We start from the raw sequence: 26,079 nt of genomic DNA, 5'->3' as shown, positions 1-26,079 counted from the left end.
GTTTTGGGGTCTGGGGTGGTTTTTGAGAGGCGTGGCGCCCCCCCCCCCCCCCCCCGCCTCGGCGCATGCGGACGCGCCGCACCCCGTGGAGCGCCCGGCTCCGGCGGAGGCGCCCGCCGCGCCGCGGTCCGCCGCGGTGGAGCGGCTGGCGGAGAAGTTCGCCGCGGCCTTGGCACCGGTTGCGCCGGTCAAACAGGTGGTGTTTGTCGAATCCAATGTCGTCAATTACCAGAGCCTGCTGTCGCAAATGCCGGCCGGCATGGAGGTGGTGGTGTTGGACGCCGGCAAGGACGGCCTGAGCCAGATTGCCGAGTGGGCCAAAACCCATCACGGCTATGCCGCCATTCACATCATTTCCCACGGTCAGAGCGCGGACCTGATGCTGGGCAGTGTGGAGCTGACCACCGCCAAGCTGGACAGCCGCCAGGCGGACCTGAAAACCATAGGTCAATCCTTGCGGCCGGACGGCGATATTCTGCTCTACGGCTGCGATATCGCCGCCGGCAGCAGCGGCGCGGCCTTCGTTAACGCCTTGTCCCGCTATACCCATGCCGATGTGGCCGCGTCCACCGACGCCACCGGCGCGGCAAGGCTGGGCGGCGACTGGACGCTGGAGCGCAACAGCGGCCATATCGACGTGGATGCATTGCATTTCAGTTACGACGCTCTGCTGGCGCGGCCGGTAACCGGCACCACCGATTTCACCACATCGGACGGCAACACCTATAACCCATCCGGCAGCGTGGTGAACGCCAGTCCCTTGCAAGGCTGGGATTTCACATTGCAATTGGGCTCCGTCAATAACGGCGGCCAGACGATCATTGTCGAAAAAATCGGCTCGGTGACCACGGAAACGGTGGACGGCTATAGCGACGGCAACATCCCCATCTCCTATTTCAGCGTCAAGTCCAACGACAACAGCCGCTTTACCTTGAATTCCATCGGCGTGGTGCTGAACGGCTTCGACTCCGGCACTGCCGGCGGCAATCTGCAACTGGTCGGTTATATCAACGGTTCCGCGGTCAGCGGCGCGACGCTGACGCAGAACGTGGGCGACGTGTTGCAAGGCAGCGGCGGGTTGGTGACTTTCAACGTATCCGGCAACAGCGCCTTCCAGGGCATTGATTCCTTCCGGGTACTGGCGGCCAACGGTCACAATGTGACCGGCATGATAGGCATTGGAGCCATCAACGCCATCAATTTCGGTTTTGCGCCGGCGCTGACCGCCAGCGGCGGCTCCAGTGCTTACAGCAGCGGCACCGGCACCGCTGTGACGGTGGACAGCGGCATCACACTGTCCGATTCCGACAGCACCACCCAGGCCAGCGCCACGGTGTCCATTACCGGCAACTTCCACAGCGGCGAGGATGTGCTGGCCTTCACCAACAATGGCAGCACCATGGGCAACATCACGGCCAGTTATAACGCCGGCACCGGGGTGCTGACGCTGACCTCCAGCGGCGCGACGGCCACCCTGGCCCAATGGCAGGCCGCCTTGCGCGCGGTGACCTATTCCGACAGTTCTCTGTCGCCCAACACCAGTTCCCGCACCATCAGCTTCGCCATCAACGACGGCGCGATCAACAGCAGCTCGGTGACCAAGACGGTGACGGTGGCGGCGGACGCCGCGCCGGTGATAGGCAACCTCAACGGCGACAATCCCACTTTCACCGAGAAAGGCGGCGCGGTGAAACTGGATACCGGCACCGCGGTCACGGTGACGGATAGCGACACGCCCAACTTCAACAGCGGCAATCTGACCGTGCACATTTCCGCCAACGGACAAAGCGGCCAGGATGTGCTGGGCATCGACACCAGCGGCACGGTGACCTTGTCCAGCGGCACCAGCGTGGGCAGCGTGGTGACGGTAGGCGGGGTGAGCATAGGGGTGATCGCCAGCAATGGCGATGGTGTCGGCGGTCACGACCTGATCGTCACCTTCAACAGCAATGCCACCCCGTCGCGAGTGGCCACGCTGGTGGCGGCGCTGACTTACAACAACACCAGCAACGACCCCAACACCGCCACCCGCACAGTCAACGTCAGCGTCAACGACGGCCGTGGCGGTACGGGCTCCAGCAATGTGACGGTGGCGGTGGCGGCGGTCAACGACGCGCCTACCACCAGCGCCACGGCGAGCAACCCCACCTTCGCCATGGGCGGCTCCGCGGTGGCGGTGTTCAGTGGCGCCAGCGTTAGCGCGATTGAATCCAGCCAGAGCATCATCCTGCTGACGCTGACCGTGTCCGGCCTGCATGACGGCAGCAGCGAAATCCTATCCATAGACGGCAGCAATGTGGCGCTGACCAACGGTAACTCGGTCACCACCAGCGGCAACGGCCTGAGCGTCACCGTCTCGCTCTCCGGCGGCACCGCTACCGTATCCATCAGCAGCAGCGGCATATCCGGCAGCACCGCGGCCAGCGTGGTCAACGGCATCACCTATCGAGACAGCAACGGCAGCCCCACCGCCGGCAACCGGGTGGTGACGCTGACCAGCGTCAAGGACAACGGCGGCACCAGCAATGGCGGCGTCGACACCACCACGCTGGCGCTGGCTTCTACCGTGAACGTCGCCGTGGTGCCGGTAGTGACCACCAGCGGCGGCAGCGCCGCCTTCACCTCCGGCGACAACACTGCCTCCACCCCGGTGGCGGTAGACAGTGGTCTCACCGTCGCCGACAGCGCCAGCCCCACCCTGGTCAGCGCCACCGTTTCCATCTCCGGCAACTTCCATAGCGGCGAGGACGTGCTGGCTTTCAGTAACGACGGCAGCACCATGGGCAACATCACCGCCAGCTACAACAGCGGCACCGGGGTGCTGACGCTGACGTCCAGCGGGGGCACCGCCACGCTGGCGCAGTGGCAGGCGGCTTTGCGCGCGGTGACCTACACCGACAGCGCGGTCAGTCCCAACACCGCCACTCGCACCATCAGCTTCCAGGTCAACGACGGCAACGCCAGCAGCAGTGCCGTGACGCGCACGGTGACGGTGACCGCCACCGATCAAACCCCGATCGCCACCGCCAGCGGCGGCAGCGCGGCCTTCACCGCCGGGGACAATACGACGTCCACGCCGGTGGCGGTGGACCCAGGCATTACGGTCAGCGATCTGGACAACACCACGCTGGCCAGCGCCACGGTGTCCATCAGCGGCAACTTCCAGAGCGGTCAGGACGTGTTGGCTTTCAGCAACACCAGCGCCATCACCTTCGGCAACATCACCGCCAGCTACAACAGCGGTACCGGGGTGTTGACGTTGACCTCCAGCGGCGCCACGGCGACGCTGGCGCAATGGCAGGCCGCACTGCGCGCGGTGACCTACACCGACAGCGCTGTGACGCCCAACACTGCCACCCGCACCGTCAGCTTCCAGGTCAACGACGGCAGCAAGAACAGCGTGGCGGTGACTCGCAGCGTGACGGTGGCCGCCACCGATCAAACCCCGATCGCCACCGCGAGCGGCGGCAGCGCGGCCTTCACCGCCGGGGACAATACGACGTCCACGCCGGTGGCGGTGGACACGGGCATTACAGTCAGCGACCTGGACAACACCACGCTGGCCAGCGCCCGAGTGTCCATCACCGGCAACTTCCATAGCGGCGAGGATGTGCTGGCCTTCAACAACAGCAATAGCAGCACCTACGGCAACATCACGGCCAGTTATAACGCCGGCACCGGAGTGCTGACGCTGACGTCCAGCGGCGCCACGGCGACGCTGGCGCAATGGCAGGCCGCACTGCGCGCGGTGACTTACACCGACACCGCGGTGACGCCCAATACCGCCACCCGCACCGTCAGCTTCAGTGTCAATGACGGTAGCAAGGATAGTGCCGCGGTAACACGCACGGTGACGGTGGCGGCGACGGACCAAACACCGATCGCCACCACCACTGGCAGCGCTGGGGCTTATGTCGTTGGCGGCGGAGCCACGCCGGTGGACGGCGGCCTCACCGTTTCTGATCGGGACAACACCACGCTGGCCAGCGCCACGGTGGCGATTACCGGCAACTTCCATAGCGGCGAGGACGTGCTGGCCTTCAGCAACACCAGTAGCAGCGCCTTCGGCAATATCACGGCCAGTTATAACGCTGGCACCGGGGTACTGACGCTGACGTCCAGCGGCGCGACGGCCACCTTGGCGCAATGGCAGGCGGCCTTGCGCGCGGTCACTTACAACGACACCGCGGGCTCTCCCAACACCGCCACTCGCACTATCGGTTTCAGCGTTAGCGACGGCATCAAAACCAGCGCGACGGCGAGCCGGGCGATAGCGGTGCAGCTAGTGCCGCCTAGCGTCAGCGGTTTGACCGCCGGCACCGATACTGGCAGCAGCCATAGCGATGGCATCACCAGTAACACCACGCCCACGGTCACCGGTACCGCGATCGCCAACAGCCTCGTCACCATCTATGTCGATGGGGTGCCGATCGACGGGGTCACTGCGGATGGGAGCGGAGCATGGAGCTACAGCTTCGTCTCCAGTCTGACGTCCGGCTCGCACGCTATTACCGCCGTGGTTAGCAGCGGCGGGGTCAGCAGTGGTCAATCCAGCGCCTATAACGTGGTGATCGACACCAGCGCGCCGTCCACGCCGTCCGGTGTGGCGCTGAATAGCGCCACCGATACCGGGTCCAGCCACAGCGATGGCATCACCGGCAACAACCAGCCCACGGTCACCGGCACGGCGGAGGCCAATAGCACGGTGACGGTATACGTGGACGGGACGGCGGTGGGCACGGCGACGGCGGACGGCAGCGGGGCCTGGAGCTATAACATTGCCACGCCCCTGAGCGACGGCAATCACAGCATCCGCACCACCGCCACCGACCTGGCCGGCAACGCCAGCGGCCAGTCGACGGCTTACAGCATTACCGTGGATACCGCAGCGCCTGCGGCGCCCAGTGGCGTTGGCCTGAGCAGCGCGACTGATACCGGCTCCAGCCACAGCGATGGCATCACCGGCAACAACCAGCCCACGGTCACCGGCACGGCGGAGGCCAATAGCACGGTGACAGTCTATGTGGACGGTACTGCGGTGGGCACGACGACGGCGGACGGCAGCGGGGCCTGGAGCTATAACATCGCCACGCCGCTGAGCGACGGCAATCACAGCATCCGCACCACCGCCACCGACCTGGCCGGCAACGCCAGCGGCCAGTCGACGGCTTACAGCATTACCGTGGATACCGCAGCGCCTGCGGCACCTAGCGGCGTTGGCCTGAGCAGCGCGACTGATACCGGGTCCAGCCACAGCGACGGCATCACCGGCAACAACCAGCCGACGATTACCGGCACGGCGGAAGCCAATAGCACGGTGACGGTGTACGTGGATGGCACGGCGGTGGGCACGGCGACGGCGGATGGGAGCGGGACCTGGAACTTTAACATTGCCACGCCACTGAGCGACGGCAATCACAGTATCCGCGCCACCGCCACCGACCTGGCCGGCAATGCCAGCGGCCAGTCCACCTCGCGCAGCATCACAGTGGACACCAGTGCGCCTGCCGCGCCTAGCGGCGTTGGCCTGAGCAGCGCGACTGATACCGGGTCCAGCCACAGCGACGGCATCACCGGCAACAACCAGCCCACGGTCACTGGCACGGCGGAAGCCAATAGCACGGTGACGGTCTATGTGGACGGCACGGCGGTGGGCACGGCGACGGCGGACGGCAGCGGGGTATGGAGCTACAACCTGAGCAGCGCTCTGGCGGATGGCAATCACAGCATCCGCACCACCGCCACCGATTTGGCGGGCAACGCCAGCGGTCAATCGACGACCTACGTCATCACGGTGGACACCACCGCGCCGAACCGCCCGGCGAATACTGGTCTGACCCAGGCCACGGACTCCGGTGCCAGCAACCGGGACGGCATCACCAATGTCAACCGCCCCAGCGTCACTGGCTTGGCCGAGGCTGGCAGCAAGGTGGCTGTGTTTATCGACGGCGTGCAGGTAGGTACTGCCACCGCCGACGGCAGCGGCGTCTGGTTGTTTAATCTGAGTCAGGCGTTGGCGGACGGCAACCATAGCGTGCGCGCCACGGCTACCGACGTGGCCGGCAACATCAGCGCGCAGTCGGCGTCGTTCACGTTCACCGTGGATACCGCCGCGCCGGCGCCGCAGTCCTTCACCCAGTTGGACCCGGTTTCCAGCTCCGCCAGCAGCCTGCGCTACGACCTGGTGCTGAACAAACCCATCGTCGGCCTGAATGCCAGCGATCTGAGCGTGATCACCAGCGGCGGCGCTCGCGCCAGCATCGGCAATATCATCCGCATCAGCGATAGCCACTATGTGGTGCAGTTGACCGGGGTGGGCGGCGTAGGCTCAGTGGCGCTGGCGCTCAAGTCCGGCGCGGCGGCTGATCTGGCCGGCAATGTGACCCAGCAGCAGACGGTGGCTCCAGCCTATCAACTGAGCTCCGCCACCACGGTGGTGCTGCCGCCGCTGCAGCCGGCGGAAGCGCCGCCGCAGCCCAACACGGCGCCGGTCATCAACATCGCGCCCATTACGCCCAATATCGTGCTGGCCGCGGTGAGCGGCGTGGGCAACGGCCCCGCGCAGACGCCGCAAGGCCCTGTCGGGCCTCTGACGAGCAATCCCGTTCAGGTTTCCTTTGGTCAGGACCGTTTTGCCCCGACGCCCAGCGAGCCGTTTGGACGCGGCAACGCCGGTCTGCCCTTTGTTTCCAATCTGGGCGGCACCTCGGGCGCGCCGCTGCAAGTAATGCCGGATTTGGGCGTAAGGCCGCTGGTGGCCGGGCAGGGCTTCAACTTCAGCCTGCCTCCCGGCACCGTGATTACCCGCAACCCGGACGCGGTGCTGAATATTCAGGTGCGTCAGAGCAATGGTCAGCCGCTGCCGACCTGGCTGAAGTTCGATCCTCAGACCGGCCGTTTCAGCGGCACGCCGCCGGCGGGCTGGAACCGATCCCTGTCTTTGGAAGTGACGGTCAGCGACCAAAACGGCCATCGCGGCGTTACGCATATGCAGTTGAAAACCGGCGCGGGCGAACGGGCGGCCGCGGCAACGGCAACGGCAACGGAGAAGGTCGCGGCGGCTGGCAAGCCGGCTTTGCATGAGCAATTCCGCCAGCACGGCAGACCCGCGTTCGACCAGCAGATCGCCGAATGGCTGCAGGCGGAGGACGTGGTTTGACCGCGGGTTTCATCCATAACTTCACTAAACAAACAAACGCGCAGGGGACGATATGAAGCAACAAACACAGGGGGGAGGGGCCGGCCTCGGCGTTCTTCGAACGCTGGCCGCGCTGACCGCGTTGGCTTTGACCGGTTGCGCGGTCACGCCCACGCCGATGAGCCTGGGAGATCGCCAAGCCACGCTGGCGGCGGACCGCCAGGCCATGTTCGGCAGCCAGGAGCCGCTGGCCGGTCCGGTAACCTTGCAAGAGGCGATGGCGCGCGCGTTGAAGTACAACCTGGATTACCGGGTCAAGTTGATGGAGGAGGCGATGGCGCAGCGCCAGCTGGACCTGTCCAGCCTGGACATGCTGCCCAAGCTGGCGCTGGCCGCCGGCTACACCGCGCGCAACAAGGACAACGCCTCCTCGTCGCAAAACGTCGCCACCGGCGAGCAATCGCTGGTGCCGTCCATCTCCTCGGAGAAGCGCAGCCATACCGCGGACCTCAACTTGAGCTGGAACGTGCTGGACTTCGGCGTCAGCTACTACACCGCGCAGCAGCAGTCCGACCGCATGCTGATCCTGCAGCAGCGCAAGCGCAAAGTGGCGCAGCAATTGATGCAGCAAGTGCGTGAAGCCTGGTGGCAGGCAGTGGGCGCGCAACAGCTGGAGGGCCGCATCGATTCGCTGCTGGCCGAAACCAACCGCGCGTTGGAAGACGCGAGACAGGTGGAGAAGCAGAAGCTGCGCGCGCCGCTGGAAGCGCTGAACTACCGCCGCCAACTGCTGGACGTGATCCGTCAGATGGGCATGATCCGCAACGCGCTGGCCCAGGCCAAACCCAAGCTGGCCGCCATCATGAACGTGCCCCCTGGCACCGATTTCAAGGTGGCGGTGCCGGAAGGGCTGCCCACGCCGACCTTGGGGCTGAACCTGGAGCAGATGGAGGAAATGGCCCTGCTGAACCGACCGGAATTGAACGAGGCGCGTTACAACGAGCGCATCGGCGTCACCGAAACCCGCAAGGCCATCGCCAAACTGCTGCCGGGCCTGGAATTCAGCATCGGACAGAACTACGACAGCAATAAATTCCTGGTCAACAACTCTTGGAGCGACGCCGGCCTGCGCATCAGCTGGAACCTGCTCAATCTGTTCAGCGCCGGGCCGATCACCAAAGCCGCCGACGCCCAGCTGCAAGTGGCCAAGACCCAGCGCATGGCGCTTAACATGGCGGTGTTGACCCAGGTGCACGTGGCTTATCTGGACCTCAAGGGCCGTTCACGCCAGTTCTCGCTGGAGCAAGAGCTCAACGACGTGGAACAACGCATCTACGTGCAGAACCGCAACGCCACCGACAGCGGCGTGCAGGGCCGCCTGCCGGCGATCCTGGCCGACGCCAACGCGGTATTCTCTACGCTGCGCTTGTACCAAAGCTACGGCGATCTGCAAAACGCCTACGGCCAGATGGGCTCCAGCCTGGGGATGGACCCGCTGCCGGAAAGCACCGCCAGCTATGATCTGCCGGCTTTGTCCGCCGCCTTCAAAGGCGCGGAAACGCGTTGGCAGGGGCAGGTGGCGGGGAGCAAACCATGAAGTTGACGGTATTTCGGACCGCGGTTTGCCTGCTGGTGGCCGGCTGGGCTCAGGCGGCGACGCCGCCGGCCAAACCGTTGCCGGCGCCGGTGACCAACGCCAGCGACGGCCGCATCCGCGTGCAGTTGATGGCGCGCAACGCCGTGACCCTCTCCGGCGAGGTGGCGGCCAAAATCGCGGCCTTGCCGGTGCCTGAGGGCGCCAGCTTCAGCAAGGGCCAGGCTTTGGTGCAATTCGACTGCGGCAGTTATCGCGCCCAGCTGCGCAAATCCCAGGCCTCGCTGGAGGCCGCCAGCCAGTTGCTCAAGGTGAACAACCAACTGGCCAAGCTCAATTCCGCCGGCGCGTTGGACGTGGCCCAGGCCCAGGGCAAAGCCAAGGAAGCGGCCGCGGACGCCAGCTATATGCAGACCATCGTAGGCAAATGCGTGATCAGCGCGCCGTTCAACGGCCGCGTGGCGCGCCGCATCGCCGCCGTGCACCAATACGTCAGCCCGGGCAATCCGGTGTTGGACATCGTCGATTCCGGCTCGCTGGAACTACGCATGCTGGTGCCGTCCAAATGGCTGGCCAAGCTCAAGCCCGGCAGCAAGTTCACCGTGGCGGTGGACGAGTTGGGCGCCAGCTTCCCGGCCAGGATAGAACGCCTGGGCGCGCAGATAGACCCGGTCAGCCAATCCATCCTCGCGGTGGGCATCATCGAGGGCAACGGCGCCAGTCTGTTGCCGGGGATGAGCGGCTGGGCCAGCTTCAAGTAGGCGGTGCATGGGGCACGCCGATAGAAGCCGGGAACTGGCCGGCCTGCTGCAGTTGCTGCACCGCGCGCGCGACGCGGTCAGCGCAGAGCAACTGGGTTTCATCATCGTCAACGAAAGCCAGCAATTGCTGCCATACCGCCAGGCGGTGGTATGGCGCGAGGGCCTGCATCGCCATGTGACCGCATTGTCCGGCCTGGCGGAGCTGGATCCCACCGCGCCTTACATGCAATGGCTGTCCTGCGTCTTCCGCCATTTGGCGGAGGCCGGCGGGCAGGAAGCCGGACAGGACAGCCGCTTGCTCGAAGCCGGCGACCTGCCGACGGCGCTGGCCGAGGATTGGTCTTCCTGGCTGCCAGCCCACGCGCTGTGGCTGCCTCTGGGCGAGCAGGGCGCCTGGCTGCTGGCGCGGGAAATGCCGTGGAGCGATTACGAGCGCAAGCTGGCGGAAGAGTTGGCTCATGGCTATGGCCATGCGCTGCTGCGCTTCGCGCCCAGACGCAACTGGCGGGAGCTGGCGGGGCAATGGCTGAGGCCCGGTCGCAAGCAGAGGAGATTGCTCATCGCGGCGTTGTTGCTGGCCTGCATGCCGATTCGCCTCAGCGTGTTGGCGCGCGGAGAGGTGACGCCGCAAAACCCGGTGCTGCTGCGCGCGCCGCTCAGCGGGGTGATAGATCGCATCCAGGTGCAACCCAATCAGCGCGTCAAAGCAGGCGATCCCTTGTTTGATCTGGACGCCACCTCGCTGGCCGGTCAGTTCGCCATGGCCGCGCGCGAGCGAGACGCCGCGCAGGAAAGCTTTCGGGCCAGCGCCCAACTGGCGGTCACTGACGACAAGGGCAAGCTGGCCATGGCGCAGGACCGCGCCAAGCTCGAAGAAAAAAGCATCGCCGCCGAATACACCGGCCTGGAGCTGCAAAGATTGCACGTCACCGCGCCCAGCGCCGGCGTAGTGGTGTTTTCCGATCGCAACGACTGGCAGGGCAAGGCGGTGACGGTAGGTGAAAAAGTGATGACCCTGGCGGACCCCGCCCATGTGGAACTGGCCGCCTGGCTGCCGGCGGCGGAGGCCATAGACGTGGCCCCCGGCGGCAAGATCACCCTCTACCCCAATGCCTCGCCCACCGAGTCCTATGACGCCGAAATCATCCGCGTCGCCTATAAGGCCGAGGCGGTGGAGGGCGGCCTGCTTGCCTACCGGCTGCAAGCACGCTTCGTTGACGGCGACAAGCCGCGGTTGGGGCAGATGGGCACCGCCCGCGTCTACGGCGACTGGGTGCCGCTGATTTATTACGCTTTGCGCAGGCCGCTGACCGCCGCGCGGCAATGGCTGGGGTGGTGAGCATGCCATCTCCCGCCTTGCCCGCGCTGCGTCAGGAGCTGACGCTGCATCCCGGCCCGGTGCTGGCCGACGGCGCGCCCAGCTGGACCTTGCACGATCCCTGCGCTCACCGCTTTTATCAACTGGGCTGGGCCAGTTTCGAAATCCTGTCGCGCTGGCGGCTGGGCACCGCCGAGGCGGTGCTGCAAGCCGTCAATGCCGAAACCACGCTGCAACTTGGCGCTGAAGACATCGAAGCCGTGTTGTTATTTTTGTCCCGCCACCAACTGCTGCAGGCCGTCAGCGTCGAGCAGAACGGCTGGCTGTGGCAGTTGCGCGAGGCCAACCGCCCCAGTCGCGCGATGTGGCTGTTGAAGAATTACCTGTTCTTCCGGGTGCCGCTGTTGAGGCCGGAGGCTCTGCTCAATCGCCTGCTGCCGTGGACCGGCTGGCTGTTCCATCCGCGTTTCTGGCTGGCGATGGGAGCGGTGCTGCTGCTGGCGTTGGCCTTGGTATCCCGGCGCTGGGACGAGTTCACCCATACTTTTTCCGCCTATGGCGGGGTCAGCGCCGCCATAGGCATCGGCTTGTCGCTGAGCGTGGCCAAAATCCTGCATGAAATGGGGCATGCGCTGACCGCGCGCCACTTCGGTTGCCGGGTGCCGGCCATGGGGGTGGCGTTTTTGGTGATGATGCCGGTGCTCTACACCGACACCAACGACGCGTGGAAGCTGAACTCGCGCCGTCAACGGCTGCTGATCGGCGGCGCCGGCATGCTGGCGGAGCTGGTTCTGGCCGCTTGGGCCACCTTGTTATGGAGCTTCTTGCCGGACGGCCCATTGCGAGCGGGGGTTTTCCTGTTGGCCACTACCACTTGGCTGGCGACGTTGGCGATCAACGCCAGCCCCTTCATGCGCTTTGACGGTTATTTTTTGCTGGCGGACTATCTTGGCCTGCCCAACCTGCATAACCGCGCTTTCGCGCTGGCGCGCTGGCAGTTGCGCAAAACGCTGTTGGGGCTGGACGACCCGGTGCCGGAGCACTTCCCGGCCGCGCGCCGACGCGGGCTGATTCTGTTCGCGTGGGCCACTTGGCTGTACCGGCTGGTGTTGTTTCTTTCCATCGCCTTCCTGGTCTATCACTTGTTCTTCAAGGCCTTGGGCATGCTGTTGCTGGCGGTGGAGCTGGGATGGTTCATCGCCCGCCCGGTGGTGGGCGAACTGATGGTGTGGTGGCAGCGCCGAACCGATCTGCGCTGGGGCCGCGCAACCCGCCGCAGCGCCGCGGCCTTGCTAGTCCTGACGCTGGCGCTGATTCTGCCGTGGCAGCGCGAGGTGGCCAGCCCGGCGGTGCTGGGCGCCTTGCAGTCCCAGGGTTTGTACGCGCCGGCGGCAGGCGAAGTGGCCGAAGTGTTGGTGCGCGACGGCCAACTGGTCAAGGCGGGGCAGGTCATGGCCAGGCTCAGCTCGCCGATGCTGGAGGCGCAACTGGCGCTGGCCGGCGCCCGCGAGCGAGATCTGGCCTGGCAGACCGCGCAGCAACCGTTCAACCTGGAGCTGCAACAGCGTGGCCCCGCCTTGCGCAAGCAATGGCAGGTGGCGCAGGAACAAGTGGCCGCTTTGCGCCAGCAAATGGCCAGGCTCACCCTGGCGGCGCCTTTCGCCGGTCGGGTCGTGGACGTCAGCGACGCGCTGCGCGCGGGGACCGCGCTGGCCGAGGGCGAGCACCTGCTGGATGTGGTGGGGCCCGAAGGGGTCAAGGGCGAAGCCTTTATCGAGGAGGCGGCGCTGAACGGACTCAAGCCGGGGCATGTCGCCCGCTTCGTCGCCGACGGCGGGGAGTTTTGGAGCGTGGAATGCAGGCTGGGCCAGATCGACAGGCTTAATCTGCCCTTGCTGGATCAGCCCTTGCTGGCCTCTACCTATGGCGGGCCGGTTCCCACCGAGCAACGGGACCGCGGCCTGGTGCCGCTGGCGGCCACCTTCCGCGTGCGCCTGGAGCGCTGCGACCGCCGCGGCGCGCCGCTGCGGGAACTGGCCGGCGTAGCGAGGCTGCAAGGCGAGCGTTACAGCTTGCTGGAACGCGGGGCGCGTCAGTTGCTGGCGGTGTTTCGCCGGGAAGCGGGGTTGTAAGAACCAGCTCAAAGCCTGCTGCGTTCCGGCGAGACGGCGTTAAAAATGAGCTCAAAATGCTCATGCACCGTGCGCGCACTCCGCTTTCTCAGCCGTTTTCGCCTGATTTGCAAGATATTGCGCGTGCTGGCGCGTAGAACGAAACGGGCGCGCCGCCGGCGCGTCCCGCAACAGGTTTTGGAAAGGAGCCGTTCATCATGTCCTCATTCTTGAACACTTCCTCGCTGGCCGAAGGCTTGCATCTACGCCCGGCGCGGCATCTCGACGAGGCCTTCATTGCCGGCCTCTACCGCAGCGCGCGCCCGGATCTGCAACTGATAGACGGAGAGGAGGAACTGATCCGCACCGTACAGGAACAGCAATACCAGGTGCTGCAACGCGGCGCAGGCGACAACTATCCGGATGCGATGCACTTCGTCATCGAAAAAACCGGGACTAGCGTCGGCGTGGTGATGGTGGATTTCGGCCATAACGAAGTGCGCATCATCTTCCTGGCCATGGTGCCGGAAGCGCGCGGCCTGGGTTACGGCAAGGAAGTACTGATGGGCTTGCAGCAGGCGGCCTGGCAAGTGCGCGCGCCGCTGGCGGTCGTGGTTTGGCACAGCAATGTGCAAGCGCGCCGGCTCTATCACCAATTGGGTTTTGTGCTGGAAGAAGCCGGCGACATGGCGGACAAGCTGGTGTGGCGACCCGAGCGCCACTCGCCGCGGGGCGAGGTTCGGGTCGGGTTGTAGCGTCGGCGGCCTGACGGGAGCGGCCACTCCCGGCGGGCCGGCTTAGAGCCTGTTTACGATCTTGATCGCGCGCGCCTTGAAGCGGCTGCTCAGTTGAAAGGCAGCTGGAAGTAGGCCAGCGCCGGGTCGCGTCCGGCGGGAATCACCCGGCCTATCCATACCAGATCCAGGCGGATGGCGTCGCTGTGCTCGGTGGCGGGCAGCTCCAGTTGACCCACAGCGTCCTCCAGGTTGGTGGCGCCTTCGGTGGCCAGTTCCACCACAAAAGGCGTGCGCCGCGCGGTCTGGTGCGGCGATTGAGCCTGCGGCCGTAGCTTCACGGCCTGCACCTGCAGCGAAATATCGGGATGTTGCGGGTTGCGGAAGATGCAGTATTTGCCGAGCAGATGCATGAAATCTTCGGCTTGGACGGTGGCGAGCATGGCGAGATCCCCCTGAAGACAAAGGCCGCCGCCCCTGCGCGGAGAGGCGGCCGGAAGCGGCGCAACGCCGCGTATTGTGATTATGGACGAACCGGATACAGGCCGTTGATGGCGATACAGAAATTCAGCGCCAGGAAGGGGTTGAGCACGCTGACCGGAGCGTTGCCGCCGGTCAGATCGGTATTGCCGGTGGCGGACAAGCCCTGCACCGAAACCGGATTGTTGAGCGCCGTGGACCAGATGGTGGCCAAGCCGGTGCCGGCGCCGGAAGCGCCCAAGTAGGGGTTGCTGGCGCTGGGCGCGCTGGCCGGGGTGGCCGGCGTCGGCGTGCCGGCGGCGTGGAAGGTTACTGCCATGGAGGTGGCGGTATGGGAGTGAGCCGGCAAGTTGGCCACGCTGAGCGCCACGTTTTGGGTGCCGCCGAACTGGCCGGGGTTGTAGGCAGGCAGATTATAGGCGGGCTGGGCGGGGCCGGTGCCAATCGCCATGCGGCCGGTCAGGTTGGGCAGCTTGAAGTTTTGCGACGCGGTGCCGCCGTAGAGCGTGCCCAGCAGCGAGTACAAGGCTTCGTACTGCGATACCTGATAGGTCTGGCCCTGGCACAGCGCCCAGTCTTGCGGCGCGTAATTGAAGCCGTAGACCGTAATAGTGCCCATGTATGCGTCCATGTGTTCCTCCTGCGAGTGATCCGCCTGGCGGTTGCCAGATGGGAAAACCGTGTTTCAAAGTGAAGCCGGCTGCCGCGCTTGAGACCGCTTGGAGCCAAGCGGGGCTTCGCGGCGACCGGGCGTTTTTGAAAGCGCTTGTCCTAGGTGTAGCCCAGCGCCCTGTTAATGCAATACGCATTTCCACTGCTTATTTTTTTGATATTTATCTGCTACGTGTGGGGTTTTGGCGTGAAAAAAATACATATAGCATGATTATTGGCTAGTGGTTTAGTGAATGTGTTTAATAGATTGCGATGGCGCGGCATCGCTGTCTAAGATGCCGGCATGCTTGTCTTGATCGCACTGCTATGCGGCATTGCTATTTGCGCCGCCTTGCCGGCCTTGCCCGCTGCGACGGGGTGCTTGGGCCTGGCTGTGGGCGCTGCGGCGCTGGCGGCTTGCCTGCCGTTGCGGGCGCGGCCTTGGGCCGCCCTGATTCCCGCCTTTCTGCTGGGGCTAGGCTATGCTGCCTGGCGCGCCGACTACCGCATGGCGCAGCAACTGCCGGCCGATTGGCAGCAGCGGTCCATCGTTTTCGTCGGCGAGGTGCGCGGCCTGCCGCAGGCCGGGGAGTATGGGACGCGGCTGATCATGGAGGTGGAGCGCACGCTGACACCGGGCGTCAAGCTGCCGCAAACCGTGCGGCTTACGGATTTTCTTCAGCGCGATTGGCCAACAGGCAGCCGCTGGCGGGCGGAAGCGCGCTTCAAGCGCAGCCGCGGCACGGCCAATCCATTCGGTTTCGACGTTGAACAATGGCAGTGGTCGGAAGGTGTGTTAGCCAGCGGTTCGTTGAGACCGGGCGAGCGCCGGCTGGAGGACAGCCGCGCGCCTCTGGCCTGGGTGGATTGCGCGCGCGCCGCTCTGGTGGCGCGCATAGAGCGGGTGTTGGGCGAGTCGCGCGAAGCGGCCCTGATCGCCGCGTTGACGGTGGGCGCGCAGCAGCGTGTGGCGCGAGAGGATTGGGGTTTGTTCGCCGCCACCGGCCTGACTCATCTGGTTTCGATCTCCGGCCTGCACATCACCATGCTGGCGGGTTTGGCGGCGACGGCGCTGGCCTGGTTGTCGCGAAGGCTGCCGGTCTTAGGCTTTCCGCCGCGCTTGCTGATCGCCGGCGGGGCTTTTCTGACGGCGGCGGCCTATGCCTTGCTGGCTGGTTTTTCGGTGCCGACCCAGCGCACGCTGTTCATGTTGGGCGTCGGACTGGCCTCCCTGTGCCTGCGGCGCGGCTTGTCGCCGTTTCGCATCTGGTGGCTGGCCTTGGCGGTAGTCTTGCTGATGGATCCTTTCTGCGTGCTAGCGCCTGGCGTCTGGCTGTCTTTCGGCCTGGTAGCCGCCTTGATGGCCAGTTCCATCGCCAGACGCCGCGCGCCGGGCAAATGGCGGGCGGCGTTGGCGGGACAGTGGGCGGCGGGCGTATGCACGCTGGCGCCGCTGGCTTGGTGGTTCGGCGGCATTCCGCTGGTGTCGCCGCTGGCCAACGCGCTGGGCATCCCCTATGTGTCGGTGTTGCTGACGCCGCTGGCTTTGGCCGCCGCCTTGTTGCCGTTGGAGTGGCCGCTGCATTTGGCCGCTTGGCTGGTGCGCGGCTTTTACTGGGGGGTGGAGTGGTTGGCGCAAGCGCCGGCCATGTCCTTGGCCGGAACGCCTCTGCCGCTGTTCTTGCTGGCCTTGCTTGGGTCGGTGTGGCTGATCGCCCCGCGAGGCGTGCCGGGACGAGGGTTGGCGGCTTTGATGTTGCTGCCGATGTTGGCTTATCAGCCCCCGCCGCCGGCACAGGGGGAATTCCGCGCCACCATGATGGATGTGGGCCAGGGCCTGGCGGTGCTGGTGCAAACCCGGAACCGTTCCTTGTTGTTCGATACGGGGCTTGGCGGGGCAGAGAGAATCCTGTTGCCGCAGTTGCGCGGTTTGGGCGTCAAGGCATTGGATAGCCTGGTGCTGTCGCATCACCATAGCGATCACGACGGCGCCGCTGCCGAGCTGGCTACGGCCTTGCCGGTGGGGCGAGTGCTGGCCGGCCAGCCGGAGTCCTTGCCAGAGCTGGGGTTGAGCGGCGAGGGCTGCCGTCCTGGACAGAGCTGGGCATGGGACGGGGTGCGTTTCGATGTGCTGGGCCCGCCGGACACGGCGCCGGCCAACGACGAGAACGCGCAGAGCTGTATTTTGCGAGTGGCCGGCATGAAACACGAGCTCTTGCTCAGCGGCGATGCGCCGGAGGCGGTGGAGCGCATGTTGGCCGCTCAGCCTGGGCTGCGCCTGCGCAGCACGGTGTTGGCCGCCGGCCACCATGGCAGCCGCACCTCCACCGGAGCCGCCTGGTTGGCGGCGGCGCAGCCGGAAGTGGTCTTGATCAGCGCCGGGTACCTGAACCGTTACCGCCATCCGCATCCGTCGGTGCTGAGGCGGGTGGAGGAGGCTGGGATCGCCGTGTTGCGCACCGATCTGGACGGCGCGCTGACTTTGGAGTTCGGCGACGGGGTGGAGTGGAGCTGCCTGCGCGACAGCCAGCGCCGTTATTGGCGCGAGCGCGGCGATTGCGGCGAGCCGCCTTGAACCTAGAGCTTGGCGGACACACGGGGGACGCCGCGGCAGGCATGGCGCCGATTCTCATTCCCCGCTGTTGACGTGGGCCACCACGATATTGCCCTGCCCCTGGTAGTGCAAGCCGTCAAAGGAGAGTTTGCGCGCGATCAGGATGCCGCGACCGTGGCTGGACATCAGCGAGGCGGGTTCGGCGTTCTGGTAGCGTTCCCAATCAAAGCCCGAGCCCATGTCGCTGATAGTGAAACGCATCTGTTCCGGTTCGCGGCTGAAATCCACGGAGACCTGGCGCAGTCCCAGCACCGGGTCCTGCATGCGGCGAGCCAGCTCGGCTTCCCACTGCCCTTCGGCCATGTAGTGGCTTTTTTCGTCGAAGCTGATGTCCAGGTTGCCGTGCTCGATGGCGTTGACCAGTAGTTCGAACAGACCGGTGGCCACTCGCTCCGGATGGGCGCAGGTTTTTGCCAACAAGGCGGTGATGGTTTGGGCTTCCTTGTGGCTGCGGCAGGTGAAGGAGGCCTTGTTCAGATGACGCAAGGCATCGACGTGTAGGTTGGCCAGCTCGCGGAAATGGGCGTAGCGGTCCCAGTGGCCTATCGCCGCTTCGACGATGGCGAGCAGCATGTCACGGGAAAACGGTTTGGTCAGGTAGTAGAAGGCGCCTGCGGCCAGCCCTTCCTGCACGCTTGAGGCCGCCCCCATGGCGGTTTGCATGATGACCGGCAAAAACTCAAGCCGCGGCTCGCTTTTGATGCGTCTGAGCACATCGAAACCGCTGATGCCGGGCATCATCTTGTCCAGCAGAACGGTGGAGAAAGTTTCGCCTTCGCGTTGCAGGATGGCCAGCGCGGTTTCGCCGTCCTCCGCCTGGACGACTTCGTGGCCGGCGTCCTGCAGCAGCTCTGCCATCAGCTCCAGATTGAAGGGTTCGTCGTCAACGAGTAGTAGTTTGTGGGGCATGGTTGGTGTCCTCCGTGGCGCCGGCTGGCCGGGTGCGCGGAATGATGAAGGTGAACAGCGCGCCGTGCGTCGGCAAATTGCTGGCGAAGATGCGTCCATGGTGGGCGGTGATGATTTCGCGGCAAATGGCCAGCCCCAGGCCGGTGCCGCCGGCGCCGGTCTTGGTGCTGCTGCTCTGGATGAATTTGTCGAAAATGCTTTCCAGCTCGGACTCCGGCACGCCGGGGCCGGCGTCTTCCACGGTGACGAGAATGTTCTCGCCGTCGGCGTCCTGGCGCAGGCAGGCGTTGACGCCGATTTCACCGCCGCGGGGGCTGAACTTGATGGCGTTGGACAACAGGTTGCGCATCACTTGGCCGATACGGAAGGGATCGATGTCGGCGTTCAGCGGTTCTGGCGAGCAGTTCAGATCGATGCGGATCTCGTTGAGCGCGGCCAGCGGCGTCATTTCGTCGCAGATATCGCGCAGGCATTGGCACAGATTGTTGCGGTTCATGGTGTATTCCATGCGGCCCACTTCCATCTTGGCCAGGTCAAGCAAATCGTTGAGCAGCGTCAGCAGCCGGTTGCCGCTGCTCTGGATGCGGCTGAAGTATTGCGCCATCTTGTCGTCGTTCTGCCCGCGCGAGCGGGCCTGACCCATCTCGGTAAAACCGAGGATGGCGTGCAGCGGCGTGCGCAGCTCATGGGACATATTGGCCAGGAATTCGGTTTTGGCGCGGCTGTTTTCCTCGGCCAGCACTTTGGCGTGGCGCAGAGTTTCCTCCAGCGCGCGCTGAGCGGAGAAATCCTGGTACAGCCAGATGGTGCCGAGCTTGGGCACCGAGGGGTTGATGGCCTTGCCGTACAGCCGGCACCAGAACAGCTTGCCGGTGCCGGTGCGCAGTCTTTGTTCGGTTTGCACCACCTTGCCGTCGTTGAGCAGGCTGTACAACGCTTTGCCGGTGCGCTCCCATTGTTCCGGCGATTCGAAGAAGGGCATCGTGCTTTGGCCCAGGATGGCTTCCTCACGCTGCTCGAACAGATCGAGGAAGGCGCGGTTCACCTGGAGCAGGTTGCGGTCCACGATGTAGGCCATCGCCATCGGGCTGGCGTCCAGCAGCGCGGACAGCTGGCGGCTTTGCACTTCCACCTGCTCGGCCAGACTGTTTTTCAGCTCGATCAGCGCCGCTTCTTGTTCCTTGCGGATGGAAATGTCGCGGCAGACCACCACGTAGAACCAATCGTCCGGCAGGGTGACCCGGCTGAGCGAGAGCTCCACCGGCAGCAGATGCTCGTCGCTGCGGCGCAAGCTGGCTTCGAAGGGCCGGCCTTCATGCTCTTGGGCGATGTGTTCGAAGCTGCGCGCCGGATTGCGGTCGTACAACTCGTCCAGCAGTTTGCCTATCGGCAGTTGGCGCACCATGTCCGCCGACTGGCCGATCAAGCGAACCGCCGCCGGGTTGATCTGCAAGACCAGGCCTTGGTGGTCTATCAGGATGATGGCGTCGGAACTGGCCTGCAGAATGGCGCGTTGGCGCGCCTCGCTCTGCGCCAGCGCTTGCTCGGACATCACCCTGTCGTTGATTTGCTCGCGCAGCGTGCGCGTATTCATCTCCAGCTGCTGCTGGCTGCGCTTGAGCTGATCCTGCATCCGGCGGCGGGATTGGGCTTGTTGTTGCTGGAACCAGAACATCGCCAGCAAAAAGCCGGCGGTAGTGGCCAGGATGGCCCAGTGGGTCAGACGCATGCCGGGATTGGCCACGCCTTGAGGATAAGCGCCGAACAAGATCTCGTTGCCGCCCAGGTTGTGGCGAATGGTGTACAAGGGCGGCATGGACGGCAACGGCCGGGTGGGCTGAGAGTCCAGCAAGGGCGCGTCGGGCTGCTCCTGGGTCCAGGCGACAATGCGCACATGGCGCAAGGGGCTGGCGGTGCCGGGTTCGCGCTGGCTGTCCTGAATCAGCTTGTCCTTGCGCAGATTCAACAGCAGCAGCGTGTTGTCGTCGTTTAGCCGCACCACGATGTCCAGACGGCTGCCATTGCTGCCGGGCAGCGTGGTCGGCATCAGCACCGGTTGGGTGCTGTGGCGCGCCAGGTCCATTTTGCGGCGGGCATTGCCGACGCCGCCCAGGTCCAGGCCTTGCGGCAAGGCGTTGCTGTCGTCAGGCAGATAACTGGAGATCGGATAGTACAGCGGGCGGCGCGGGCTGGGCGCCAGATGCCGGTCCTGGAGCACGCGAATACTATTGGCGATGCGGCTCTCGAACGCCTCGCGCTGCTCCGGGCGCACATATTCGATGATGCCCAGTCCGCCGAACGGCGTATCGTCGCGTATGGTGCTGCGCGCGAGCACGGCCAGAGAGCGTGGCTGGGGGCTGTTGGCCAGGCTTTGCGCCAGCACGGCGGAGTGGTCCAGCATCGCTTGCACTCGCACGCGCAGCAATTCGGCGCTCAGCTCGCCCCAGTAATGCTGACGGTCGATGAGCTCGGCGCGTTCATCGTTGATCATCAGCCAATATTCGGCGGACAGCAGGCCGACGCTCAGCAGGCCGCTAATCACCAGCGAGCTCAGGCGATTCAAGGAAAGCCGCCTCCGCGCAAGCCGGCAGACGGCGATCCGGGGCGCTTAGGTTCGCCGTCCATCCTGCGCCAGCTCCTGGTAAAGAGCCTCGAACTCGCGCGACAGTTTGTGGCGTGGGTCCAGGTACACCATGGGAAGCGCCGCATCGTGTGACTCCCGGATTTTCACGGATGAAGACAACGGAGAGGACAGCACCGGCAGGCCTTCTTGCTTAAGTTCCTCCACCAGGCGCACCGGCAAGCTGGCCCGGGCCTGGAACTGGTTGACCACGATGCCTTCAATGAACAGCTCGGGGTTGTGGTCGGCGCGAATTTCCTCGGTGTTCACTTTCAGGTTATAGAGGGCCTGGCGGGAAAAGGCATCGCAGTCGAAGGGAATCAGGCAGCGGTCCGCGGCGATTAAGGCTGAGCGGGTGAAGAAGTTTAAAGCCGGCGGAGTGTCGATCCAGATTTCATCGAACTGGCCGCTCAAACTGTCCAGCGCTTCCTTGAGCTTGAACATTTTGTAGCGCGCCTCCAGTTTGCCCATCAGCTCGGCAAGGTCCGGGTGCGAGGCCAGCAGGCTGAGCCCTGGCAGCGGCGTGGCGCGGACGAAGTCAGAGGGCTCCTTGCTGAACATGGAGATATTCAGCATCTGCTCGAACAGGCCGGCCAGCGACGGCGCCTCGTCCCTAGCGGCGGAGCCCATCAGATAATGGCTGGCGTTGCCTTGCGGGTCCAGGTCCACCAACAGCACCCGTTTTCCCTGTTTGGCGGCGACGGCGGCCAGGTTGACGGTAATGGTGGACTTGCCCACCCCCCCTTTTTGATTGAAGACCACTCGTCTAATCGCTTGCATGGGTGCTCCAGGCATGGGGCCGGTTGGGCGGCGGGGCCGCTACGCAGAAGAGGCCCGCTCGCGTTTTGGCGCGACGCGGGGCCGGGCCGCGCGCGAGCGGGTAGGGCGAATCGGGTTCAGAACCCTGGGTCGCCCTTGCATACCAGCAACATTTGTTGATAGCTGGCCGAATTCTGCACCACCGGCATAGGTTTTATCTGAGCGTCATTATAGGTGAAGCTGGCGATCTGGCGGCCGTTCTCATCGAACAACACCATGTCCAGCAGGCGGAAAGTGCGTTGCGAGCAGTCTATCTGCCAAGTATTGATCGACACCTTGTGGCGCGGCGTGGACAGGAAGTTTTCCTTCTTCAGGTTGAAGATGGTTTTACGGTCTCGGAAACTGACCAGCTGGCCCTGTTTGCGGACCGACAACTTGTCCAGCTCGTTCAGAATGTTGCCGTTGGGGGACACCCCCAGGTTTTGCCAATCGGCGTTGGCTGGGCTGGCGCCGGATTGAATAGGCTTGCCGACGGTCGACGGGCTGGGTGCTTTGCTAGGGGCGCTGGCGCAGCCGCTGATCACTGCGGCCGCCAACAGGACGGGCCAAATATTACGCATTGATGCCTCCACGAAATCGTCGGTCAGTGTCGCACAGCGGAAGAAAGGCTCCAAGCCTGGCGCGCGGGGCGGTTCGAGCGGCGCCGGGCAGAGGTTGACTGCCGGAAGCCTTCGACAGCGCCGCGCCGCAAAAAATCCTCAATGCCATGTAAGTATTTTTTTGCGAGAGAACACCAAAAATAAATGTAAAAAACGGAACTTCGCGAGTGTCCCACAGGTCCATGGTAGTGCGAGAGCATTTTTCCTCTTCGTTTCACATTGTCTCCATCCAACTTTATGGCCGCTGCACTCCAGCGGCCCTTTTTTTGCCCATTGCGCCCGAGACAGGACGCTGCCGGCCACTTGCCGTACAATAGTCCCCTTCTCGCAAGAAGACGGCTTATGCAGGACGCGCTCTCCCTACTCAATAATATCTTCGGCTATCCCGAATTCCGCGGGCAGCAAGGGGAGATTGTCGATCATGTCGCCCAGGGCGGCCACGCGCTGGTGCTGATGCCCACCGGCGGCGGCAAAAGCCTCTGTTTCCAGATCCCCGCGCTGATGCGTCCAGGCGTCGCCATCGTGGTGTCGCCGCTGATCGCGCTGATGCAGGACCAAGTGGCCACTCTGGTGGAACAGGGCGTAGCCGCGGCCTGCCTCAATTCCGCCACCCCGCTGGACGAAGCGCGCGACATCGCGCGCCAGGCGCGGGCCGGCTCGCTGGACCTCTTGTACGTGGCGCCGGAACGTTTGCTGACGCCGCGCTTCCAAGAGTTCGTATCTCAGCTGAACATCAGCCTGTTCGCCATCGACGAAGCGCATTGCGTCAGCCACTGGGGCCATGACTTCCGTCCGGAATACCAGCAATTGGGCTTCCTGGCCGAACGTTTCCCGCAAGTGCCGCGCATTGCCCTGACCGCCACCGCCGACGAACAAACCCGCGCGGACATCATTGATTACTTGAAGCTGCAGGACGCGCGCGTTTTTCTGTCCAGCTTCGACCGGCCCAACTTGTTCTACCAAGTGGTGGAAAAGCACAACGCCAAGAAGCAACTGCTTGATTTCATCCGCAACGAATACCCGGGCAGCGCCGGCATTGTCTATTGCCTGTCGCGCAAGCGCGTGGAAGACACCGCGCAATGGTTATGCGACAACGGCATTCACGCGCTGCCCTACCACGCCGGCCTCAGCCATCAGCAGCGTGAGGCGAATCAGCGCGAATTCCTGCGCGACGAGGGCGTGGTCATGGTGGCCACCGTTGCCTTCGGCATGGGCATAGACAAGCCGGACGTGCGCTTCGTCGCTCATATCGACATGCCCAAGAGCCCGGAGAACTTCTATCAGGAGTCCGGCCGCGCCGGCCGCGACGGGCTGCCCGCCGCCAGTTGGTTGTGCTATGGACTCAACGACGTGGTGCAGCTGCGGCAAATGATAGAGGGCGGGGAAATGGCCGAACTGCAAAAGCAGGTGGAGCTAGGCAAGCTCGAAGCCATGCTGGCCTTTTGCGAAGCCGCGTCCTGCCGCCGTCAGCACATCCTGGCGCATTTCGGCGAACAGAGCAGCCCTTGCGGCCATTGCGACAACTGCCTGCATCCGCCCATCACCTTCGACGCCACCGTGGCGGTACAAAAGCTGCTGTCCTGCATTTACCGGGTGGAGCAGCGCTTTTCCGCCGGCCACGTGATCGACGTGCTGCTGGGCCGCGCCAATCAAAGCGTTGGCCATTACGGCCACGATAAGCTGTCCACCTTCGGCATCGGTCGAGATTACAACCAACGTGTCTGGCGCTCCATCGTTCGCCAACTGGTGGCGCGCAAGCTGTTGCATGTCGACATCGCCCGCGGCCAATCGCTGGTGTTGAGCGATGAATGCCGCAGCGTGCTCAAAGGCCAGGAAAAAGTCTATTTGCGGCCGGTGGCCGACGACAAAGCGTCGCGCAGCACAGCCAGCGCCGACCGCTGGCTGCGCACCGAACGCGAAGAACGCCTATGGCAGGCGCTGCGCGGCTGGCGCCGACAAATGGCGGACGAACACAATGTGCCGGCCTACGCGGTGTTCTCCGACCGCACCTTGCGAGACCTGGTGGAAAAGCATCCTACCTCGCGTGCCGGCCTGGCCAAGGTCTATGGATTGGGGGAGCTCAAGCTGGCGCGCTACGGCGAGGCGCTGCTCGAATTATTGAACGCGGCGGCGGCCGAGGCGGGCTGATCCGTCTGCCGTTTTAGTTTCCAGTCCGGCGGAACAAATCCGCTACAATCGATGCGAATAATATTGATTGATCTGGAGCGATAGATGGCAGTAAACCTCAAGCCCGTCAGCGGCGAACATCTCTTTCCCATCCCTGGCGTGGAACTGAGCGTCGCCGCCGCCGGCATCAAGAAAGCCGACCGCAACGACGTGTTGGTCATCCGTCTGGACAAGGGCAACACCGTTGCCGGCGTGTTCACCCAAAACCGCTTTTGTGCCGCTCCGGTGCAAATCTGTAAAAAGCATCTGGACGCCGGTGTGCAAATCCGCGCGCTGGTCGTCAACACAGGCAACGCCAACGCCGGCACCGGCGAACAAGGCCGTAGCGACGCGCTGCAAGTTTGCCGGACGCTGGCCGATGAGCTGGGCTGCCAACCCGAACAGATTCTGCCCTTCTCCACCGGCGTGATTCTGGAACCGCTGCCGGTAGACAAGATCGCCGCGGCGCTGCAGGGACGACAAGGCGCGGACTGGGCCGATGCCGCCCGCGCCATCATGACAACGGACACCGCGCCCAAAGCGGTTAGCGCCCGCCTGACGCTGGAGGGCCACCCGGTCAACATCACCGGCATCTCCAAGGGCGCCGGCATGATCCACCCCAATATGGCCACCATGCTGGGTTTCATCGCCACCGACGCCGCGGTAACCCGTCCGGTGCTGCGTCAATTGGTGAAGGAAGTGGCCGATGTTTCCTTTAACTGCATCTCGGTGGACGGTGACACCTCCACCAACGACAGCTTCATCCTGATCTCCACCGGTCAGAGCGGGGGGCCGTTGATCGATTCCCCGCAGCAGGCAGCCTACCAAGCGTTAAAGGCGGAACTGGTTCAAGTCGCCACGGCATTGGCCCAGGCCATCGTCCGCGACGGAGAGGGCGCCACCAAGTTCATCACGGTCAAAGTCGAGGGCGGCCGCTCGTTCGAAGAATGCAAGGACGTCGCTTATGCCATCGCGCGCTCCCCGCTGGTGAAAACCGCTTTCTTCGCCTCCGATCCCAACCTGGGGCGTCTGCTGTGCGCCATCGGCTACGCTGGGGTGCAGGACCTGGATGTCGATCGCCTGGAACTGTATCTGGACGATGTGCTGGTCGCCGTCAACGGCGGGCGCAATCCTCTATATAAAGAGGAAGACGGCCAGCGCGTGATGGCCCAGCCGGAAATCCGGGTGCGGGTGAACTTGGGACGCGGCGCGGCGGAGGCTACGGTTTGGACCTGCGACTTCTCTTATGATTATGTGAAAATCAATGCGGACTACCGTAGCTGAGCAAAACTTTTGAGCCATCTTGGCGTGGGCGCCGGCCTGAAAACTTGCGCTCACTTCAGTCAAAGCCCCGGTTTGCGGGGCTTTGACGCATATGAGTTCCCCCCTTGAAGCGAGGTCAGGCAGGACGCACGGAATAAATCATTCCTGCCCGATATGACTGATTCTTTACAAATCAACGGTTTGTAGAGGCTGCTTGCGGAAATGGCGGTTTTTATCAAAAAAGGTGTTGACGGGTGTAGGGTCGTGACGTATAGTTCGCCTCCTCAGCAGACAACGCAGCG

At 64.3% G+C, this 26,079-nt stretch carries 16 protein-coding genes; 9 read left to right on the top strand and 7 right to left on the bottom strand.

What is annotated here, in order from left to right; translation table 11 throughout:
• Positions 1-31 precede the first annotated feature (31 nt).
• The 6 genes from ACUXV1_RS22730 (at position 32) to ACUXV1_RS22705 (ending at position 13,677) form a co-directional block, all read left to right on the top strand.
• Positions 32-7,159, top strand: coding sequence for an Ig-like domain-containing protein (locus ACUXV1_RS22730; RefSeq protein WP_446020101.1), 7,128 nt, complete (start codon positions 32-34; stop codon positions 7,157-7,159).
• A gap of 52 nt (positions 7,160-7,211) precedes the next feature.
• On the top strand, positions 7,212-8,735 hold the full coding sequence (locus tag ACUXV1_RS22725) for a TolC family protein (RefSeq protein ID WP_081555961.1): 1,524 nt from the start codon (positions 7,212-7,214) through the stop codon (positions 8,733-8,735).
• Positions 8,732-9,493: an efflux RND transporter periplasmic adaptor subunit gene (locus ACUXV1_RS22720; RefSeq protein ID WP_446016684.1), complete on the top strand. Its 762-nt coding sequence runs from the start codon at positions 8,732-8,734 to the stop codon at positions 9,491-9,493. Before ACUXV1_RS22725 ends, ACUXV1_RS22720 begins: the two co-directional genes overlap by 4 nt.
• 7 nt (positions 9,494-9,500) lie before the next feature.
• Positions 9,501-10,832: an efflux RND transporter periplasmic adaptor subunit gene (locus ACUXV1_RS22715; RefSeq protein ID WP_446016686.1), complete on the top strand. Its 1,332-nt coding sequence runs from the start codon at positions 9,501-9,503 to the stop codon at positions 10,830-10,832.
• A gap of 2 nt (positions 10,833-10,834) precedes the next feature.
• On the top strand, positions 10,835-12,943 hold the full coding sequence (locus ACUXV1_RS22710; RefSeq protein ID WP_446016688.1) for an HlyD family efflux transporter periplasmic adaptor subunit: 2,109 nt from the start codon (positions 10,835-10,837) through the stop codon (positions 12,941-12,943).
• A gap of 197 nt (positions 12,944-13,140) precedes the next feature.
• Complete coding sequence (locus ACUXV1_RS22705) at positions 13,141-13,677, top strand: GNAT family N-acetyltransferase (protein ID WP_081555958.1); 537 nt, start codon at positions 13,141-13,143, stop codon at positions 13,675-13,677.
• A gap of 89 nt (positions 13,678-13,766) precedes the next feature.
• On the opposite strand, the gene ACUXV1_RS22700 is transcribed toward ACUXV1_RS22705, so the two are convergent.
• Complete coding sequence (locus ACUXV1_RS22700) at positions 13,767-14,099, bottom strand: hypothetical protein (RefSeq protein ID WP_446016690.1); 333 nt, start codon at positions 14,097-14,099, stop codon at positions 13,767-13,769.
• Positions 14,100-14,179: 80 nt separating this feature from the next.
• On the bottom strand, positions 14,180-14,767 hold the full coding sequence (locus ACUXV1_RS22695) for a phage tail protein (protein WP_019104296.1): 588 nt from the start codon (positions 14,765-14,767) through the stop codon (positions 14,180-14,182).
• A 324-nt stretch (positions 14,768-15,091) separates the two neighbouring features.
• Between ACUXV1_RS22695 and ACUXV1_RS22690 the strand changes: the two genes are divergently transcribed.
• On the top strand, positions 15,092-17,362 hold the full coding sequence (locus ACUXV1_RS22690) for a DNA internalization-related competence protein ComEC/Rec2 (RefSeq protein ID WP_446016692.1): 2,271 nt from the start codon (positions 15,092-15,094) through the stop codon (positions 17,360-17,362).
• A gap of 54 nt (positions 17,363-17,416) precedes the next feature.
• On the opposite strand, the gene ACUXV1_RS22685 is transcribed toward ACUXV1_RS22690, so the two are convergent.
• The 5 genes from ACUXV1_RS22685 to ACUXV1_RS22665 form a co-directional block, all read right to left on the bottom strand.
• Positions 17,417-18,310, bottom strand: a complete 894-nt coding sequence (locus ACUXV1_RS22685) for an ATP-binding response regulator (RefSeq protein ID WP_081555956.1) — start codon at positions 18,308-18,310, stop codon at positions 17,417-17,419.
• On the bottom strand, positions 18,285-20,873 hold the full coding sequence (locus ACUXV1_RS22680) for an ATP-binding protein (protein ID WP_446016694.1): 2,589 nt from the start codon (positions 20,871-20,873) through the stop codon (positions 18,285-18,287). The genes ACUXV1_RS22685 and ACUXV1_RS22680 overlap by 26 nt, the downstream gene beginning before the upstream one ends.
• Positions 20,874-20,918: 45 nt before the next feature.
• Positions 20,919-21,710, bottom strand: coding sequence for a ParA family protein (locus tag ACUXV1_RS22675; RefSeq protein ID WP_081862788.1), 792 nt, complete (start codon positions 21,708-21,710; stop codon positions 20,919-20,921).
• 116 nt (positions 21,711-21,826) lie between these two features.
• Positions 21,827-22,309 (bottom strand): surface-adhesin E family protein, encoded by a 483-nt coding sequence (locus ACUXV1_RS22670; protein ID WP_019102160.1) that lies wholly within the window; start codon positions 22,307-22,309, stop codon positions 21,827-21,829.
• Positions 22,302-22,532: a hypothetical protein gene (locus tag ACUXV1_RS22665; protein WP_156039085.1), complete on the bottom strand. Its 231-nt coding sequence runs from the start codon at positions 22,530-22,532 to the stop codon at positions 22,302-22,304. Before ACUXV1_RS22665 ends, ACUXV1_RS22670 begins: the two co-directional genes overlap by 8 nt.
• 158 nt (positions 22,533-22,690) lie before the next feature.
• On the opposite strand from ACUXV1_RS22665, the gene recQ reads away from it, so the two are divergent.
• Both recQ and argJ read left to right on the top strand, forming a co-directional pair.
• A complete protein-coding gene (gene recQ / locus ACUXV1_RS22660) occupies positions 22,691-24,496 on the top strand; it encodes a DNA helicase RecQ (RefSeq protein ID WP_043642320.1) in 1,806 nt (601 codons plus the stop codon).
• A gap of 84 nt (positions 24,497-24,580) precedes the next feature.
• Positions 24,581-25,798 carry a bifunctional glutamate N-acetyltransferase/amino-acid acetyltransferase ArgJ gene (argJ, locus tag ACUXV1_RS22655; protein ID WP_446016697.1) on the top strand — a complete coding sequence of 406 codons (1,218 nt, stop codon included), beginning with the start codon at positions 24,581-24,583 and terminating at the stop codon, positions 25,796-25,798.
• The last annotated feature ends 281 nt before the right edge of the window (positions 25,799-26,079 follow it).

The organism is Chromobacterium sp. W521 (assembly GCF_052805975.1).
Note: the sequence above shows the minus strand (reverse complement) of the source record. Positions and strands in the feature narration are given on the sequence as shown.